The organism is Corynebacterium heidelbergense, from assembly GCF_028609845.1.
In the GTDB taxonomy this organism is placed as follows: Bacteria; Actinomycetota; Actinomycetes; order Mycobacteriales; family Mycobacteriaceae; genus Corynebacterium; species Corynebacterium heidelbergense.
The window spans coordinates 811,812-828,131 of the sequence record NZ_CP063191.1 but is presented as its reverse complement, the minus strand read 5'-3'; the positions used below and the strand labels follow the sequence as shown (position 1 = coordinate 828,131).

Annotated in this window: 15 protein-coding genes and 2 tRNA genes; 7 read left to right on the top strand and 10 right to left on the bottom strand. The window is 64.8% G+C overall.

Annotated elements, in window-relative coordinates:
• Positions 1 to 123: 123 nt before the first annotated feature.
• Positions 124 to 2,997 (top strand): pyruvate dehydrogenase (acetyl-transferring), homodimeric type, encoded by a 2,874-nt coding sequence (gene aceE, locus CHEID_RS03670; RefSeq protein WP_112769545.1) that lies wholly within the window; start codon positions 124 to 126, stop codon positions 2,995 to 2,997.
• Between the two features lie 65 nt (positions 2,998 to 3,062).
• On the opposite strand, the gene CHEID_RS03665 is transcribed toward aceE, so the two are convergent.
• Positions 3,063 to 4,079, bottom strand: coding sequence for an alpha/beta fold hydrolase (locus CHEID_RS03665; protein ID WP_112769546.1), 1,017 nt, complete (start codon positions 4,077 to 4,079; stop codon positions 3,063 to 3,065).
• Between the two features lie 183 nt (positions 4,080 to 4,262).
• Between CHEID_RS03665 and CHEID_RS03660 the strand changes: the two genes are divergently transcribed.
• Complete coding sequence (locus tag CHEID_RS03660; RefSeq protein WP_112769547.1) at positions 4,263 to 4,730, top strand: phosphopantetheine-binding protein; 468 nt, start codon at positions 4,263 to 4,265, stop codon at positions 4,728 to 4,730.
• 16 nt (positions 4,731 to 4,746) lie between these two features.
• Entirely contained in the window at positions 4,747 to 5,622 is an 876-nt protein-coding gene (locus CHEID_RS03655) for a serine hydrolase domain-containing protein (protein ID WP_112769548.1), read from the top strand.
• Positions 5,623 to 5,711: 89 nt separating this feature from the next.
• Here the strand turns inward: CHEID_RS03655 and CHEID_RS03650 are convergent, their stop codons facing one another.
• Positions 5,712 to 6,212: a hypothetical protein gene (locus CHEID_RS03650; RefSeq protein WP_112769549.1), complete on the bottom strand. Its 501-nt coding sequence runs from the start codon at positions 6,210 to 6,212 to the stop codon at positions 5,712 to 5,714.
• A 327-nt stretch (positions 6,213 to 6,539) separates the two neighbouring features.
• On the opposite strand from CHEID_RS03650, the gene CHEID_RS03645 reads away from it, so the two are divergent.
• Positions 6,540 to 7,112: a sigma-70 family RNA polymerase sigma factor gene (locus CHEID_RS03645; RefSeq protein ID WP_112769550.1), complete on the top strand. Its 573-nt coding sequence runs from the start codon at positions 6,540 to 6,542 to the stop codon at positions 7,110 to 7,112.
• Positions 7,109 to 7,879: an anti-sigma factor gene (locus tag CHEID_RS03640; RefSeq protein WP_181645917.1), complete on the top strand. Its 771-nt coding sequence runs from the start codon at positions 7,109 to 7,111 to the stop codon at positions 7,877 to 7,879. The genes CHEID_RS03645 and CHEID_RS03640 overlap by 4 nt, the downstream gene beginning before the upstream one ends.
• A gap of 43 nt (positions 7,880 to 7,922) precedes the next feature.
• Here CHEID_RS03640 and CHEID_RS03635 read toward each other — a convergent pair whose 3' ends face one another.
• Entirely contained in the window at positions 7,923 to 9,032 is a 1,110-nt protein-coding gene (locus CHEID_RS03635) for a hypothetical protein (RefSeq protein WP_112769552.1), read from the bottom strand.
• Between the two features lie 39 nt (positions 9,033 to 9,071).
• Positions 9,072 to 10,145 carry a hypothetical protein gene (locus CHEID_RS03630; RefSeq protein WP_112769553.1) on the bottom strand — a complete coding sequence of 358 codons (1,074 nt, stop codon included), beginning with the start codon at positions 10,143 to 10,145 and terminating at the stop codon, positions 9,072 to 9,074.
• A 162-nt stretch (positions 10,146 to 10,307) separates the two neighbouring features.
• Between CHEID_RS03630 and CHEID_RS03625 the strand changes: the two genes are divergently transcribed.
• Positions 10,308 to 10,592 (top strand): helix-turn-helix domain-containing protein, encoded by a 285-nt coding sequence (locus tag CHEID_RS03625; protein WP_238599324.1) that lies wholly within the window; start codon positions 10,308 to 10,310, stop codon positions 10,590 to 10,592.
• 501 nt (positions 10,593 to 11,093) lie between these two features.
• On the opposite strand, the gene CHEID_RS03620 is transcribed toward CHEID_RS03625, so the two are convergent.
• Positions 11,094 to 11,167, bottom strand: a tRNA-Ile gene (locus tag CHEID_RS03620).
• Positions 11,168 to 11,322: 155 nt separating this feature from the next.
• Between CHEID_RS03620 and CHEID_RS03615 the strand changes: the two genes are divergently transcribed.
• Positions 11,323 to 11,394, top strand: a tRNA-Asn gene (locus CHEID_RS03615).
• Between the two features lie 153 nt (positions 11,395 to 11,547).
• Here the strand turns inward: CHEID_RS03615 and CHEID_RS03610 are convergent.
• The 5 genes from CHEID_RS03610 to CHEID_RS03590 are packed head-to-tail and all read right to left on the bottom strand — an operon-like array spanning position 11,548 to position 16,313.
• Positions 11,548 to 12,204, bottom strand: coding sequence for a hypothetical protein (locus CHEID_RS03610; RefSeq protein WP_112770352.1), 657 nt, complete (start codon positions 12,202 to 12,204; stop codon positions 11,548 to 11,550).
• A 59-nt stretch (positions 12,205 to 12,263) separates the two neighbouring features.
• Positions 12,264 to 13,388 (bottom strand): pyridoxal-phosphate dependent enzyme, encoded by a 1,125-nt coding sequence (locus tag CHEID_RS03605; RefSeq protein WP_181645983.1) that lies wholly within the window; start codon positions 13,386 to 13,388, stop codon positions 12,264 to 12,266.
• Positions 13,385 to 14,314 (bottom strand): GHMP family kinase ATP-binding protein, encoded by a 930-nt coding sequence (locus CHEID_RS03600; protein WP_181645982.1) that lies wholly within the window; start codon positions 14,312 to 14,314, stop codon positions 13,385 to 13,387. Before CHEID_RS03600 ends, CHEID_RS03605 begins: the two co-directional genes overlap by 4 nt.
• Positions 14,311 to 15,483, bottom strand: coding sequence for an MFS transporter (locus CHEID_RS03595; protein ID WP_273661275.1), 1,173 nt, complete (start codon positions 15,481 to 15,483; stop codon positions 14,311 to 14,313). The genes CHEID_RS03600 and CHEID_RS03595 overlap by 4 nt, the downstream gene beginning before the upstream one ends.
• Positions 15,480 to 16,313, bottom strand: coding sequence for a Rossmann-like domain-containing protein (locus CHEID_RS03590; RefSeq protein WP_112770360.1), 834 nt, complete (start codon positions 16,311 to 16,313; stop codon positions 15,480 to 15,482). Before CHEID_RS03590 ends, CHEID_RS03595 begins: the two co-directional genes overlap by 4 nt.
• Positions 16,314 to 16,320 lie beyond the last annotated feature (7 nt).

Sequence of the window (16,320 nt, the reverse complement as noted above, 5' to 3'; positions counted from 1 at the left end):
GGAAACGCAGCTAGCTTACGAAATTTTTACACATTTATACCCCCACCAAAGCGCCCCGGAGCTGGCGTAGCATGTTTTGTAATCACAACGGCTGTACACCCCCAACAGCGAGGAGCAAAACCCATGTCCGAAGGCCACCGCACCGACGGCGCTGATCGCGATCACCCCGGCGATCCCACCAAGGGCCCAACCACTAGCAAGGGCACTGTGACCGGCGCAAACCCGTCGATCGACGCCACCCGATCCGATAGCAACTTCGCCCTCATCCGCGACGGGGTGGCCTCCTACCTCCAGGATTCGGACCCGGAAGAAACCCAGGAGTGGATGGACTCCCTCGACGGCATGTTGGCCGAGGCGGGCCCGGAGCGCGGCCGCTACCTCATGCTGCGGCTGCTAGAGCGGGCCACGGCCCAGCGCGTGGCCCTGCCCCCGTTGCTGTCCACCGATTACGTCAACACCATCCCCACCACGATGGAGCCGGACTTCCCAGGCGACGAGGCCATCGAAAAGAGGTACCGGCGGTGGATCCGGTGGAACGCGGCCATCATGGTTCACCGCGCCCAGCGCCCGGGTATTGGCGTCGGCGGGCATATATCGACCTATGCCTCCGCCGCCCCGCTGTACGAGGTCGGCCTGAACCACTTCTTCCGCGGCAAGGATCACCCCGGCGGCGGCGACCAGATCTTCTTCCAGGGCCATGCCTCCCCCGGCGTGTACGCCCGCGCCTTCCTAGAGGGTCGCCTCTCCGAGGAGGACCTGGATGCCTTCCGTCAGGAGGCCAGCAAGCCGGAGCACGGCCTACCCAGCTATCCGCACCCCTTCGGTCGCCCGGAGTTCTGGGAGTTCCCCACCGTATCTATGGGGTTGGGGCCTATGGACGCCATTTACCAAGCGCGGTTCAACCGTTACCTGCATGATCGGGGCATCAAGGACACCTCCCAACAGCACGTCTGGGCCTTCCTCGGAGATGGCGAGATGGACGAGCCCGAATCCCGCGGACTGATCCAGATGGCCACGGTGAACAACCTGGACAACCTCACCTTCGTGGTGAACTGCAACCTCCAGCGCCTCGACGGCCCAGTGCGCGGCAACACCAAGATCATCCAGGAGCTGGAGAGCTTCTTCCGCGGCGCGGGGTGGAACGTCATCAAGGTCGTCTGGGGCCGGGAGTGGGATGCCCTGTTCGAGAAGGACACGGAGGGCGCCCTGGTCAACGTCATGAACCAGACGCCGGACGGGGACTTCCAAACCTTCAAAGCCAACGATGGCGCCTACGTGCGCGAGTACTTCTTCAACCGGGACCCCCGCACCGCCAAGCTGGTGGAGGGCATGACGGACGAGGAAATTTGGAAGCTGCGGCGAGGCGGCCACGACTACCGGAAGGTGTACGCCGCCTACAAGCGCGCCCTGGAAACCAAGGACCAGCCGACGGTCATCCTGGCCCACACAATCAAGGGCTACGGCCTGGGCCACAACTTCGAGGGCCGCAACGCCACGCACCAGATGAAGAAATTGGCGCTGGAGGACCTCAAGCAGTTCCGGGATAAGCAGGATATTCCCATCCCCGATGAGGTTCTGGAGAAAGACCCGTACCTGCCGCCCTACTACAACCCCGGCCCGGAGTCGGAGGAGATCAAGTACATGCTCGCCCGGCGCAAGGAGCTGGGCGGCTTTTTGCCGGAGCGTCGGCACAGCTACCAGCCCATCGCCGTGCCGGAGGTCAGCCAGCTCAAGAGTGCGCTTAAGGGCAGCGGCAAGCAAGAGGTAGCCACCACCATGGCCCTGGTACGCATCTTCAAGGATTTGACCCGCGACGAGGAGCTCAAAAAGCGGCTCGTCCCCATCATCCCCGACGAGGCCCGCACCTTCGGGATGGACTCCTGGTTCCCCACCCTGAAGATCTACAACACCCACGGCCAGAAATACACCCCGGTGGACCACGACCTCATGCTCTCCTACCGGGAGGCCAAGGACGGCCACATCCTGCACGAGGGCATCAATGAGGCCGGCTCCGTGGCATCCTTCATCGCGGCGGGCACCAGCTACGCCACGCATGGGGAACCCATGATCCCGCTGTATATCTTCTACTCGATGTTCGGGTTCCAGCGCACCGGGGATTCCCTGTGGGCGGCAGCGGACCAGATGACCCGCGGTTTCCTCATCGGCGCCACGGCCGGTCGCACGACCTTGAGCGGCGAGGGCTTGCAGCACATGGATGGCCATTCCCACGTGCTGTCCTCCACGAACCCCGCTGTCGTTTCCTACGACCCCGCGTTTGCCTACGAGATGGCCTACATCATCCGCGAAGGCATCGACCGGATGTACGGCGAGGGGCGCGGGAAGAACGTGATGTACTACATCACCACCTACAACGAGCCCATCCACCAGCCCGCCGTGCCGGATCACGTGGATGTGGAGGGGCTGCTGAAGGGCATCTACCTCTACTCCCCCGCCGATCGGGAGTTGGGCTCGGGCGATACCGTCAACGGGGACTCCGGCCCGGCCGAGAAGCTCGAGTACACGGCGAACGTCCTGGCCTCCGGCGTGGGCATGGCCGCTGCGGTGAAGGCAAAGAAGTTGCTCACGGACTACGGCGTGAATGTCAACATCTTCTCCGTAACATCGTGGACGGAGCTCGCCCGGGATGGGCAGGCCGCTGAACGCGATCAGCTGCGGGACCCCTCCGCCGAGCCGCGCACCCCGTATGTCACCCAGGTGCTGGCTAAGGTGGACGGCCCCTTCGTCGCCGTCAGCGACTTCTCCAGTGCAGTACACGAACAGATCCGGCACTGGGTGCCGGGCGAGTACATCAGCCTGGGGGCGGATGGGTTTGGATTCGCGGATACCCGGGCGGCCGCACGCCGGTTCTTCAATATCGATGGGGAGTCCGTTGCGGTGGCGGTCCTGTTGGGCCTGGCCCGCCAGGGCAAGATCGATCGTTCCATCGCTGCTGAGGCGGCGAAGAAGTTCGAAATCACCGACCCGACGGTGGTCTAACGGGGCTGCCGAGCTGCGCAACGGCCGGGTGCGGCTGGCACCCCGGCTTGCACCCGGGGGCGGGGTTAGGGCTGCTGGCCCGCCTGCTCCCCAATGGAGCTGAGCAACCGGGTTAACTCCGCGTTGACGGCCTCCGGGGTCTCCACCACCAGCATGTGCCCGGCCTCGGGCACCTCCCGTAGCGTGCAGTCCGGCCACACTTCCGCGATTTGCCGGGTCTGGCTGGCGGGGGTCACATCATCCTTGCGCCCCACCATCACCACCCCCGGGATACCCGCCAGAGCCGGGGCCGCGTCGGTCTCATCGTGGCGCGCCAGATCGTCGTAGAAACCCAGGATGGTCTTTATCGACGTCTGATCGATCTGCTGGGCGTGGAAATCGACGATATCGAAGTGATCGGACAGGCCCTCCTCCAGCGCACCGTGGTACACGAAGGCGGCGATCACCGGTTTAAGCAACCATTCCACGCCGTCTTTTGCCCGCTCTGCCCGCTTCGGCGTTGCCTTTCCCAGCCGCCGCAGTAGACGGACCGGTGGGGTGGTCAATACGGTGGCCACTCCTGCGGACGCAAATGCCCGGATTGCCCCGTTGACCAAAGCGACGCCCTTCACCCGCGCCCGGGTACTGGCGTCCATCCGCCGAAGCACCGCAAGCATCGTCATCACACCCAGGGAGTGCCCCACCAGCACAACATCCCCGCGCGGCACTTCCTGCGCCAGGATCGCGAGGAGATCCGTGGCTGTGGCTTCCACGCTGAGCTCGTTGCCGTCCGTGCTGTGGCCGTGACCGCGTAGATCCGGGATGAGCATGCGGACATCGTGGCGCTTGCGCAGGTGGCGCACTTGAAAGGCCCAGGACTGGGCGGTGAGGGTGAAGCCGTGGGCGAAGAGGACCGTCACCTCGGCATCTCGCGGACCGACCTCGTAGACGTTGATGGCCGCGTCCGTGTGGACGGTGAACTGGCGGTCGACTTCCCCCAGGGAGGGCAGCTCCTTCGAATTGTGGCCGATGCGCTCCACCACCCGATGGCGGATGGAGCGCTGCGCGCGCCACAGGTTGGCGACGGTGCTCGACAGGCTCATGGTGGCGGCCTTCCCTTCGGTCGGTGTCGGTAAAGCACACCGGGGTCCACAATTTCGAATAGCGAACAGTTGTTGTCTGGTCTTGCGGTGGCGTTGTTACACTTGATCGGTATTGCATTGTAGCGGGATCGGCGGTCTTTCCCGTTTCCACCTGTAGGCCCCTCAGAGAGGTGATCTTCCCGCATGGCCCCTGGTCAGCCCAGCTCCCAGCCCTCCGGCTCCTCCCCGCTGTCCACGGGTATGGCGGACGCGTTGAAGAAATCCGGCATCGCACCGGATACCGCGGACGAGGCTAGCCCGGAAAATCGTGCCCCACGGAACACTGCCCCGGCGAACCAGGATGGGGCAGCCCGCCCTGGGGAGGTGAGCGCGCTAGGCGATGTGCCCACGGCCACCAAGGGCGATTTGTCTGACGGAGGCGTGTTGTCCTCCGTCATTCAGATTGTGGAGGACGCTACCGGGATTGAATCCGACGAGATTAGGGCCCGGTCCTCGCTGGACGACGATCTGAACGTCGACTCCTTGACAAAAATCGAGATTGCGGTGCAGCTCGAGGATAAATACGGCATTCGGGTGGAGGAGCCGGATGTTAAATCCGCCGGGACCGTGGACGGCCTCGTTCAATTGGTGCAGCGGAAGCTAGGGCACTAGCGAACAACGAGTCGCCATGACCGTGTCAAGAAGCGATCCCCGAAAAGGCTCGGCGCTAGACAGCGTCTTAGAGCAGGTCGAAGAGTGGCCAGCCGACAACGTGTCGGCCTCCGTCGTTAGCGGGGGAGATTGCGCGACCTACGGCGACGCCAACCGCGTCTACCCCCTGGCGAGCGTGTCGAAGCTGATTAGCGCCTACGCAGTGTTGCTAGCTTCTGAGGAGGGCGCCTTCAGTCTGGACCAGCCGGTGGATTCGGACTTGGTGGAAGGGTTCGATTGCCCACCCACGGTCCGGCAACTGCTGTCACACACTTCTGGCGTTGAATTCTCGTCTCGGATTCAACACTCTCCGGTCGGCGCTAAACGGGTGTATTCGTCGTCGGGGTTTGAGATCCTGGCGGACGTGATCGCCCGTACAACGGAAATCCCGTTTGGCGAATACGTCCGCCTCGGCGTTTGCAATCCGTTGGGGCTGAATATCGCCCTGACAGGTAGCGCGGGCCACGGTTTTTCCAGCGACCTCACCAGCATGGTTGCTCTCGTGCGGGAGTTCCTCTCGCCCACGCTGCTCGCCGCGCAGACCATGCAAGAGGCCCTCACGGTGCAAAACCCCGAGCTCGGCGGAATTGTGCCGGGATACGGACGGCAAAACCCCTGCCCGTGGGGGCTGGGGTTTGAGATTCATGGGGCCAAACAACCCCACTGGCTGGCCGCTGAGATGCCGCCGGATGTAGCCGGGCACTTCGGTCAATCCGGGACGTTCACGTGGTTCCACCAGCGCAGCGGAACAGCCGCGGTCGTTCTTACCGATCGCCCGTTCGGGCCCTGGGCCAAATCGCGATGGGCGGAGTTCAACGCCCAATTGTGGCGGGCCGCGAATCCAGAGCTGTAGCGCTAGATCGGGATGATGCCGCGGCATGCGCCCGGGCGGCCACCCCGCCAGGTCACTAAGGCCGCCTGGCGGGTACTGGCGAAAGCTGCCTAGCGGGGCAGAACGGACAGCGGGATGCTAACCGGCCCCTGCGGGGTCTGGTAGATCACGCAGCCGGTGAGGGTCTGGAAATCCCCGGCGAAGGCTGCGTTACCCTCGCACTTCACAGGCGCGGTTCCGGAGATGTTTACCGTGGTTCCGGGACCTGCAATGCCGATGGCCAAACCGGGCTTCACACCCTGTGCATTGACAACGGCACCGTCGCCAATCGCGATGCCGGCCGGGCCGGAGAAGCTGCCGGCGTTTACATCCACCTTGCCGCCCTGAGCGGAGACGGCGAGGGCGATGGCATCCCGAGCGGCTGCCTGGGACTGGGCGTTGTTGATGTCCCAGCCGGGAAGGGCGGCGGCAACGTCCACGCCTTGGACGGAGAAGTTGCCGGAGGCGACTTGCTGCGGGGTAGGGGTGGCGGCGGAGGCCATGCCACCGGTGAGGGCGATGGTTGCTGCGGCAGCAGCACCGGCGGTTGCGATACGAGTACGGGTTTTCATAGTTCCTCCTGCGAAACGTCTGTGCTGGGGTCCAGCCGGAACACACTGCGGAGCGCGGTGTGCCGTTATCTGTAGTTCGGAGCCAGCGGGACCCGGGATGGGTCCAGTTGACTTCAAACCTCAAGGTTATTTTGCCAACCGGTTACTGAGTTCGCATCCAGATCCGGATTATCGGCCTCCCCCGCGACTAGGAGGGCGCGCCTTTTGGAAGGGTGCGCCACAGCGGCGCGCATCCCCCGTGGACAGGGAGTGCACGTCGGAAAGATCCGGGCGATTCGCTAACCTGCTCCTAGCCCCTGCGCCCTCCGGAGGAAGAAACCCACCACCATGCCAGCCACTAGTCCCATCGAATCCCGTGCGCGGGAGTTGCTGCGCGGTATGGCTGGCACTACCGGAAACGATGCGGTGGCTTACTTCGAGCAGCTCTACGACCTTTTACAGGCCCGGGTTCATGGCCTGTCCTTGCGCGTCATCCGCGATCCCGACCTTGCTCAGGAGTCCGCCCAGGAGGCATGGCTGCTGGTGTGGGACCGGGCGGGGTCCTACGATCCCCGTCGGGGTTCGGCTGTGGCCTGGATAGTCAGCGTGGCCCACGCCAGGGCGGTCGATGTGGTCCGGCACAATGAGGCCTTGCGCGCGCGGCAATCAGCCGCAGGTCGGCGGGATCTTGTGCTATCCCCGCAGACACCCCCGGAGCTTCAGCAGGAGCGTTCCGAGCGGCATGCGGTGGCCCTGTGCTTGGGTGCTCTCAGCGACAAGCAGAGGGAAGCGATTTTGCTTTCGTACTACGAGGGGTTGACGCAGCGCCAGGTCGCTCAGCGCGTGGGTGCCGGGTTGCCGGCGGTGAAGTCCAGAATTCGAGATGGCTTGACGGCCCTGAGGAGGTGCCTGGACCAGTGACGGCTGATGACCTGGATCAGTGGGCTGCATTGGTGGCGCTGGGCGCCGTGGATGCCCAGGATCAACCCACCATTGATCGGTTGCGTTCGCAGCACCCCGGCTTTGACCGGCGCGTAGCGGACTACAGCGAGGTCGCAGCCGCGTTGGCGGCCAGCGTGGAAGCGGACGCCCCAACGGAGCTTCGCGACAGCGTGCTTGCGGCGGTTCTCAGCCGCGCTCGGGGCTCGAATGATGTCGCGCCGTTGCTGCGCCGACGATCAGGCTCGCGCTCTGCAAAGCCCGTCACGGGTCCCGGTCGCAGGCGCCGTGTGGCCAATTCTGGGGTGTTGTTGGCGGCTGCCGGTGTTGCGGCGGCGGTATTGGGCGGCGGGGGGTTGTGGGCCGCCGGATTTTTCGGTCCGGACGCCACCGACATCCGCGCTACCACCACCCAATCGTCTCAGCCTGAAGAACCCGCCGCCTCGGAAACCACCCTGGACGTGCCCGCAGGTGGCCAGTTTTCGCTGGCTCATGCCCCCGGTTCGGACGAGGCAACCGTCCGGTTAATTGACGTCCCGGCCCCACCGGAGGGGCAGGCCTACCAGATGTGGATGATGCGCGAAGGGCAGGCTCGCTCAGCCGGGGTGATGGAGGCTGGGGACGTCCACCCCGAAACCCGGGCGGTGCTGGCGGGAATGTCCGGGGTGACACGCTTCATGGTGACGGTAGAGCCGACAGGGGGCTCCACCACCCCCACGGGCCAACCGGTGGTGGACGTCGCGGTGTAAACGTCAATCCCGGCCCCAGCGGCACTAGTGGGCGGACCTGGCACTAGTGGGCGGGCATGTCGAAGATCCACTGGGTCTTTGACCCTTGCCTTTCACCGAGTGCCGAACCACTGGGAAACACTTTAAACCCGATCCATTCACTGGGAACAGACCCATCGGATTGGACCTCCAACTCCTGGCATACGCTGAAAAGCGCTGAATTCCCTGAAATCTGCGGCTTATCAAGCAAAGGGTCGTCCTGGTTACGGACATAGGACTTATCCGCACCCGGTGCCCAAATCTCCCTACTGCCTAGTGGTTCCGACCAAGATGACCTGTCCGTCCAAGTCCAAACAATCAGTTCGTCAGCAGCATTGGAAACCGTGTACTTGTCTACGACTCTTGACGACTGCGAGACTTCGCTACCCGCTTCAATAAACTTGACCGTTTCGTCGTAACACACACTCACTCCATCCTTCGATGGTTTAGACAGAGGATGATCCCTCGGCGCGTTAGAATCACCCGGCTTGTAAACGTCTCGCAATCGCAAATTATTTACACTGATGCTCCACTTTGTTGCAGATTTTGATAACTCGCTGTGTCCGTCTGGGTACGTATAGAGATCGCCATCCACAAACGTAATCTCCTCCCCCGGCTGTGCAACAGAATCGTCCTTCTTCTCGTCCTCGAAGGAGGGAAGGCCGTCGGCCCGTTGATGGGAGGATCCCCCGAACAATCCCGAGGAACCCGATTGATCCGAGCCCCCACCCCCACCACCGATTGCGAGGAACCCGGCGATGAGCACGGCCAGTATCACCACCACGCCCAACGCACTACCCGCCGCCGCCTTGGGGTAAGCCCGAGCTAGGTGCCCCGCACGCACGACATAAGTTCGGATTACGGCCAGAATGTCGCGGGAACCGGCTCCGGAGCCCGCTAGCTGGCGTAAATCATCGACGGTAACGGTTGGACCCTCCGGATTTGCTAGACGCGAATCGTACTGAGCCTTCAGTCCGGGTTTGCCGAGGATCTTCTCGGCAACGGTGAGTTCCTCCATGCGCGCCGCGTCGCTGGCGTCCGTTTGCGCCTTGAGTAAACTGATGGTTCCAGCGAGCCGTTCCGGCGTGTGCGCTGAATTGAGCCCCAAAGAGCGATACAGATCATATCCAGCCATTATTGTCCCGCTTCCGCTTTCTCGTGTCCATCTTCCGCACTATCCCCATTGCATGTCGTAGGGCATCGTCACGTCAGCGGGGATTGGGCGGTAAATGTAGACCTTCGCGTCATTCCCACCCGCACACAGGACGTGAAACTTAGATTTCTCGCAACTCATCTGATAGGTCTGACCAGTGACCGGTGATTGCACGCTCAGTTGCGGGGAGTCGTTACCGTCGCGAATCCAGGCTTCGATGAACTGGTTATAAACCGCCCGGGCGAACTCCTTGGAGGTGTGATTCGGCCTGGGATCCCACGCCGTACCGGTTCGACCAGCCGTAAATGAGGGGTAATCAGCCTTAGATCGACCACTGCTCGTACTGAGACCCTGGCTTTGCAGCTGCTCACCGCTCTGGCCGAACGTTGGTTGAGGGGCTCCCGCAGGGGCCGGTTCTTGGGTCGGCGAGGAGGTCAAGCCTTGCTCATCACCGGCTGCAAACCACTTGATGGGTTGCTCCATCGTCTGCAGATCGCCAGGTTTCTGGTCGGAGCGGTAGTTCCACACGCGGCTAGTCTTCTGCAAGTCGAACCCCTGGCGTTTCCAGAGCGTGGTGGTGTACAGGCCAGTGCCGGATCGGCCATCGGAAACCAGCATCCCTCCATCTGGAACTGCGGCGGCAACGGCTGCCCGCTCTCCCCCTGCAGAGGCCGCCCCGTCGCCAGCGGGGTCTCCGATCATTTTCGCGGTTCGGCTGGCCGGGTCGTAGGTGAAGGCGCGGATTGGGCTGACCTCCCTAGAAACCCGCTTGAGGAGTAGGTCCTTCTGTCCGTCTCCGCCGAGATCTATCAGGGCGTACTGGTATTCCCCCGTCATCAACTCCGGATAGATGCGGTAGTTCGGCCCGTCAAAGGTTACGGATGCCGCCGCAGCAATCTGCTTGCGGTACGCCTCCATCCGATCCTGGTCTGCGGACGGCTGGCCGCCCTGCGGAAGCGCCGTGACTGCTGCCGGTGCGGCCGCTGTCGCGGGTTTGGCACCGCCGTTACTTACCTCCTGGGAGCCACAGCCCCCGAGAAGCAGTGCTCCTGCAATGACGGCCGCGGCGGCGGTTGTGGTGTTGGCTCGTTTCATCACTTTCCCCTTGTGTGGTGTTCCCATCACTGCCCTCTGCGGCACTTGATATCCCTCAAAAGTGACAGTACTGTCACCAGCCGGGAACATCAAGAGCGGAGGAGGAGCAATGATTACTTATCGTTGTTTGCTGATCCGAAGTCCTCGGGCACAATGGTTGTCATGCCCCAGTCCGCTGATCACCTATCCGCCGCACAACTGCGGCTACAGGAGCAGCGGCGCATGATGCTGGGGCGAGTAGTGGAATCCCTGCGGCGCGAGCGCGGGATGACTCAGTCTCAGCTCGCCCAGGCCGTAGGGATCAGTACCCGAGGGGTCATCCGTCTGGAGTCTGGAGCTACTAGCCCTACCCTCGATGTCTTCTGCCGTTTCGCGGACGCCTTCTCCATGCGACCGAGTGAATTACTGCGGCGGGTAGAAGCACTATCCGCTCGCCCCCGGGACTAACGCTTCTGCAGCACGTTCTGCGTGTCGATCCTCACTGCTCACCCCATCTCGGATTGATTCTCCCGACGGCGTCTGTGGCCGCCTAGGTGCGACTTTGGACTAACCAATCTGCCAACGCAAGGGTTCGGGGGCTTGACACGTCTGGTACCCTCAAGTCGCGCCAATTTCAAAACACTAGTCAGGCGCGAGTTCGAATAAACGTGACGAAGATCACATTCCGTCGACTCGATTTCGGTGCACGAAGCAGGCTTCCCACGGGGGTCCGGTAGCCTTCCGTCCGCCCGCCTCACATCCATCGCCCTATTTCCACCCAGCATTTATGTGCACGCTCGGTTCAGGTGCGCCTCAGAGAGACGCTTGTGCGGTTCGTAGTGGCACGACGCCCAGGGCTACCCGTCGGCGCGGCACACCGCCCCTCCCTTTGTGTGAAGCCAGGCGCAGCAAAATGGCCCGAACCGGCATCACTGACGATTGCCAAGGTTCGGGCCTTGCGTATAGGAGTGGGGCCAGCGGGGCTCGAACCCGCGACCAGCGGATTATGAGTCCGCGGCTCTAACCGACTGAGCTATAGCCCCAGCACCACAAGATTCAACCACACCCGTCTCCGCCCCTGGTACACCGGGGCGAAGCCCCTCCGGCTGCCAGCCAGGACACTGCTTCCCATCTGCGGATTTGGAGGAAAACCAGCCCCCCACTAGAGTATGGTCTCGTTGCCCAGCAGGGCAGTTCTTCCCCCATAGCTCAATGGCAGAGCATTCGACTGTTAATCGAAGGGTTGCTGGTTCGAGTCCAGCTGGGGGAGCTTTTTTATGCCCGGAGGCTTTCTACGCCATAAGGGCCCGGTCTCCTCCGGCTCCCCCCCCCTCAACACCTCTAGCCGAGACCCCTGGCCCCCTATGGGTCCCCCTGCCACCCCTCAGGCCCCGCCACAGCCCCGTGCCGTTCGGCGAAGCCCCTAGTGCGTGGCCTGACGAATAGCCCAGTGGTACCAATTGCCATCCGGCCCCTGCTGGCAATCCCGCTTACCAGCGGGCCATACGTCTTTTGCTTGCTGGCACGTCCACGAACTTGCGTAAGGGCCGCGAATGAACCACTCGTAGTTCGGGTTGGTTTCCGGCGGCGGAGGCCCAGGAATGATCGGTTGTCCCTGGCCCTGCTGCGCCCCATTGGGTTGCGGAGCCGACGCCTCCGGGTTCACCGGCGCCGCTTGCTCCTGCTGCCCCACCGTGGGGGCGGGCATCAAGCCGGCCCCAGCACCCTCGGCCTGCCCCTCGGCCTGAACGGCTCCCTGGCCCTGCCCGTCGAAGGGCACCCCGGTAAGAATCGGTGCCGACGTAGAAACGGATGCCGAAGCAGTTCCGCTAGACCCGGAGGTCTGCGGGCTCGCCGAGACGGCGGACTGCGCCCCGCTCGCCGATGTGTCCTCCCCAGAACGCGTCACGGCAAACCCCACGATCAGCGCGATGACCAGTAACACCCCCACCGCGATCGCTGCAATTGCCGCCGGCGGCAAGCCCCGGGAGGCCTGCGGGGTCGGTCGATCCGCCCCGCCCCCTTCGGCGGAGCCGGGGCCGCCATGGGGGTCATTGGGGTCAAACGTTGGCTGATCCATCAGCCACCCTCCTTAGTGCTGCGGGGAGTTCATCTGCTACCGAATGTAACCCACCGGGGCTACCCTGCCCACCGCTCCGGGTGCCTCGTCATAGACCACGGCAACTCCGGGAGGCCGCCGCCACCCTCATCCACGCAAGAGGGTTGTAAGTCCCCTAACTGGCTATCCGGTCCCTCGAAGACGCTGTGCAGGTAGCGGTGCCCCGTATCCGGGGCCACGAACACCGTGGCCCGTCTGCTGTCTTTCCCCTCGCGTCTGTCCCCGTCCTGGATGCCGCGCCTGCTGCCTAGCCGACTGTCGCTGCCTAGCCCACTGTCGCTGCCCCGCCCATCGTCGCCATCGCGTCCGCGATGACCACCATGCTCGTACCGAGCAACCGCCCAGCAAGCCCCGGTGGACAAGCCCGCAAACAGCCCGTGCTGCCGCAGGGCATCACGCGCCCCGGCCCGGGCCACCTCGAAGGAAACCCAGTGGATAGCGGCAAAGATCTCCGGGCGCACATTCCGAAACTCGATGGAGCTACCGATCCCCGCGATGAGCATGTCCGGGTCCGGCACATCCGCCGAACCGAAAGTCACGCTGCCGAAGGGCTGCACGCCCACGATCTCCACATCCGCGCCCGCCGCCCGCATTCCCTCCCCCAGTCCCGCCGAGGAGGCCCCGGAACCCACTGCGGCCACGAGGCGTATCCGCTCCCCGTGCCCCGCATCGGCAAGCGCTGTGTAGGTGGCGTCCCCAAGAGGTCGATAACCCTCGTAATGGCGGCTGCAGTGGTATTGCTGCATCCAGTACCACCCGGGGTTCTCCGCCAACAATCGCTGTATCCGACCCACGCGGCGGTGCTGGTCCAGGCGCAGGGAATCGGACGACGGCATGCGCTCCACCGTCGCGCCGAGCAACCGCAACTGCGCAACCAGCGTGGGATCCACCGTCGTAGACCCCACAATGTGGCACCTCAAGCCATGCCGGTGGCACGCCAGGGCCAGGGCATGGGCGTAGATTCCGCTAGATGAATCGACGACCGTGCCCCCAGGGCGTACCTTCCCATCCCGCAGCACACTGCGCACCGCCCCTTCCGCAGAGGCCACCTTCATCGATTCGAATCGCAGGACATACAACCCCTCCCCCAAGTCGATGAGGTCCGGTTGCCCCAAGGCGCCGGCTGCGTGATCGTGAATTCTCATTGCGCCATGCTCCCCACCAGCTCGTCCACCGTCTTCGGGAACCCAGCATGGTTCAGGGCTGCGCGGCATCGCGCCCACTGCGCAGCAGCGCCCGGCGCGGTGGCGTCCACAAGAATGCCGCCGACCGCGCCGCTGTGGGCGACCTGCACCCCCACCCCACCGCAATCAGCGCAGATCTCGACTAGCTCCCCGAACCGCTGCTTGGGCACCCGGGCCTGGTTCAACTCCGCACTGCGGGTGGCAACCTCCCCGATGGCCCTCGCATCGCTGCGCAGGATCGCCACATCCAACCGGGTGTGAAGCTCGTCGTACTCGGTATCGGCCTCAAGCGGCGGGGTTCCCACAGTGTCCACCGGCTGCCCGCACCGGCACCCCACCAGCACCAGCGGCGGCAGGGGCCGGTCCCAGCGCCGCACAACGTGGCCGCGCCGCTGGGCGTAGAGCACGGGAAGCGCCTCCCCGTGGGGGTCGCTGGCCCCTTCCGCCCGCACGGCGATGCGGCCGATGGCCTCCGGGGGCAAGGTGATGCCTGCCGCGTTCGCGATTGCTCGGATGGCGGCAACGATGTCGGAGGTAGACGAGCCCATCCCCCAACCAGGCGGCAGGGAGCTGCCCACCTCCAGGCTCCCGGTCCATGTGGCGACCTCCGGCCGATATGCGGCGATGTGCTCTAGCGCCAGGTGCGCAGCCGCGGCGGTTTTCGAGCGCCAGGAGCTGCATCGAATCCGGCTCAGCCCGCGGCTCTGGCCCTCGTAGCAGTCGGTGGCCGGGGGCTCGACGGATGCGGGGGAATGCCGATCCACTGTGAAGCGAGCCCAACTGCCCCGGGAGGCAATGGGCAGGCTCACCAGGCCCTGTCCGATCCCCGTGAAGCTCCCCTGGAGGATCTCTCCGTGGTGGCCCCAACAATGTCCCTGCCCCATCATTGGCCCGCCTCCCACCATGCCCACACCCCGCCCAGCGCCGCGAGGATGGACACCCCGCCCAGCGCCGCGGCCACTCCACCCCAGCCCCCGAGCGCCAACCCGGCCCCCGCCACGGAGGCCCCCAGGAACACGCCGACGCTCTGCCCCACCCCGTTGAGCGACAGGATGGCGCCTCTGCCCTGGGCGGCCTCCGATTGGCGCACCAGCAGCGTGGTCACACACGCGGCGATCACGGCGTGGGTCACGGCCACTGCGGAAGTAGCGATGAGGGCCAGCGGCAGCGTCGGGGCGTAGCACAACCCCACAATCGCCAGGGCGCTCGCCATCGCCGCCACGGTGAGCAGCCCCGCGATCCGTTGCGGCGCCCGGACCCCCTTAATCACCTTCCCACCCCCAAAGTTGCCCAGGAAGAAGGACAGTCCGGACAGGCTCCACACCCAGGCGAAAACCTCCGGGCCCAGCCCGAATCGCTCGTGGTACAGGGAGGCGACAAAGGCCAACTGACCCATGAACGCCGCAGTGCGCAGCGTGGAGACCGCAAGCAGCGGGGCCGCGGCGGCCAGTCCGGGATAGCGTTTTGTTCTTGGGGACGCCACCCCCACCCCGGCGCGACCCGAACCACCCCCACGGGCGAACACCACTGCCCCCGCGGCGAAGGCGAGCCCGAGGGCAACCATGTTTCCACGCCACCCCCACCACAGAGCGGGACCCGCGAGCAGCGGCGCGGCCAGCATGGCAGTAAGCGTCATGGTGGAACTGACCAGGGTCGCCGCCCGCCCCGCATCCGCCTTGTCAGTAAAGGTGTCGCTGGCCTGGGCCGACACTGCGGGGTTGAGGATCGCCGTTCCTGCTCCGATGAGTACGCAGAAGGCCACCCAGGCCCAGGTGGACCCCTCGGTGCTGATAGCGCAGCCCACGCCCAGTACGGCGGCGGCACAGGCGATGAGCCGGGGCCGCGATAACGCGTCAATAAGCGGGGCGCACAATACGCCTACGAGGATGGCGGCCACGCCGCCAAGGCCCCGCAGGCTTCCCACCGCAGAGTCGGTGGACCCGGCATCGGCGGCGATGTCCACTAGGGAGTTGCTGAACACGGTGAAGGGCGCCAAACCCAGCGCGGCGACGAGGAGCAGTGGCCAAACTCGGGTGGCGATGTGTCGATCCGTCATAGCTCCCGCGTACCCTCCTGCCCGGTGCGGTAGACGTACATGGGGGTCGCGTCCGCGCTGAACTGGGAAAAGGGGAAGTGCTCTGCGGTCATTCCCCGCACGCCCGCGCCGAGGAAATCACGGACGATGGCGGTACCGGATTGGGCGTAGATGTACAGCGGGGCGTTGGTGGACAGGCAGTGCTGGCGGATCACATCGAAGCTGCCATCGCTAACGGTCATACCGGTAGCCAGGACACGGTCGGCACCGGTCAGGACAGCATCGAGATCCTGCTCGACGGGCAACCCCACGCAGGTCTCCGCGTTGCGATCGCACAGCCGGGGATGTGCCCCGCGGCGGAGCAATCCTTCGACGAGGGGAGTTACCACCCCCACCACGGCGATGGTGTCCCCCACCTGGGGGGCGACCAGGTCCACGATGGCAGCGTCGCGGGCCAGGGCTCGCTGCAGCGGGGTGCCCGTCGGTAGTTCCACGGAGGTGGCCAGCGGATGCGAGCGGTGGGGCGCGTGCTCGGCGAGCCAGGCGTCCAAAACCGCCATCCGCACCTCCGCAGGTGCCTGGGTGAGAATGTCGGCGGCCGGCATTCCCGAGAAGTCCGCGACCTCCGGGCCCACCGCACCGGCCTCGCAGGCGCAGGCCCCGAAGCTGGTGCCGATGCGGGCCAGGACATAGCGGTTGCGGTAGACCACATCCTCCCCACCCGTGCCGACCCGTGTGCCCAGTCGCGTGCCGTGTTCGATGTAGAACACGCTCCGGACAGCGGTGGGGGTATCGGCGGTGCTTTCGGTGGCGATCGCGGCGGCGACCAGGTCAGCGACGGTGCGTGCCATCGGGTTC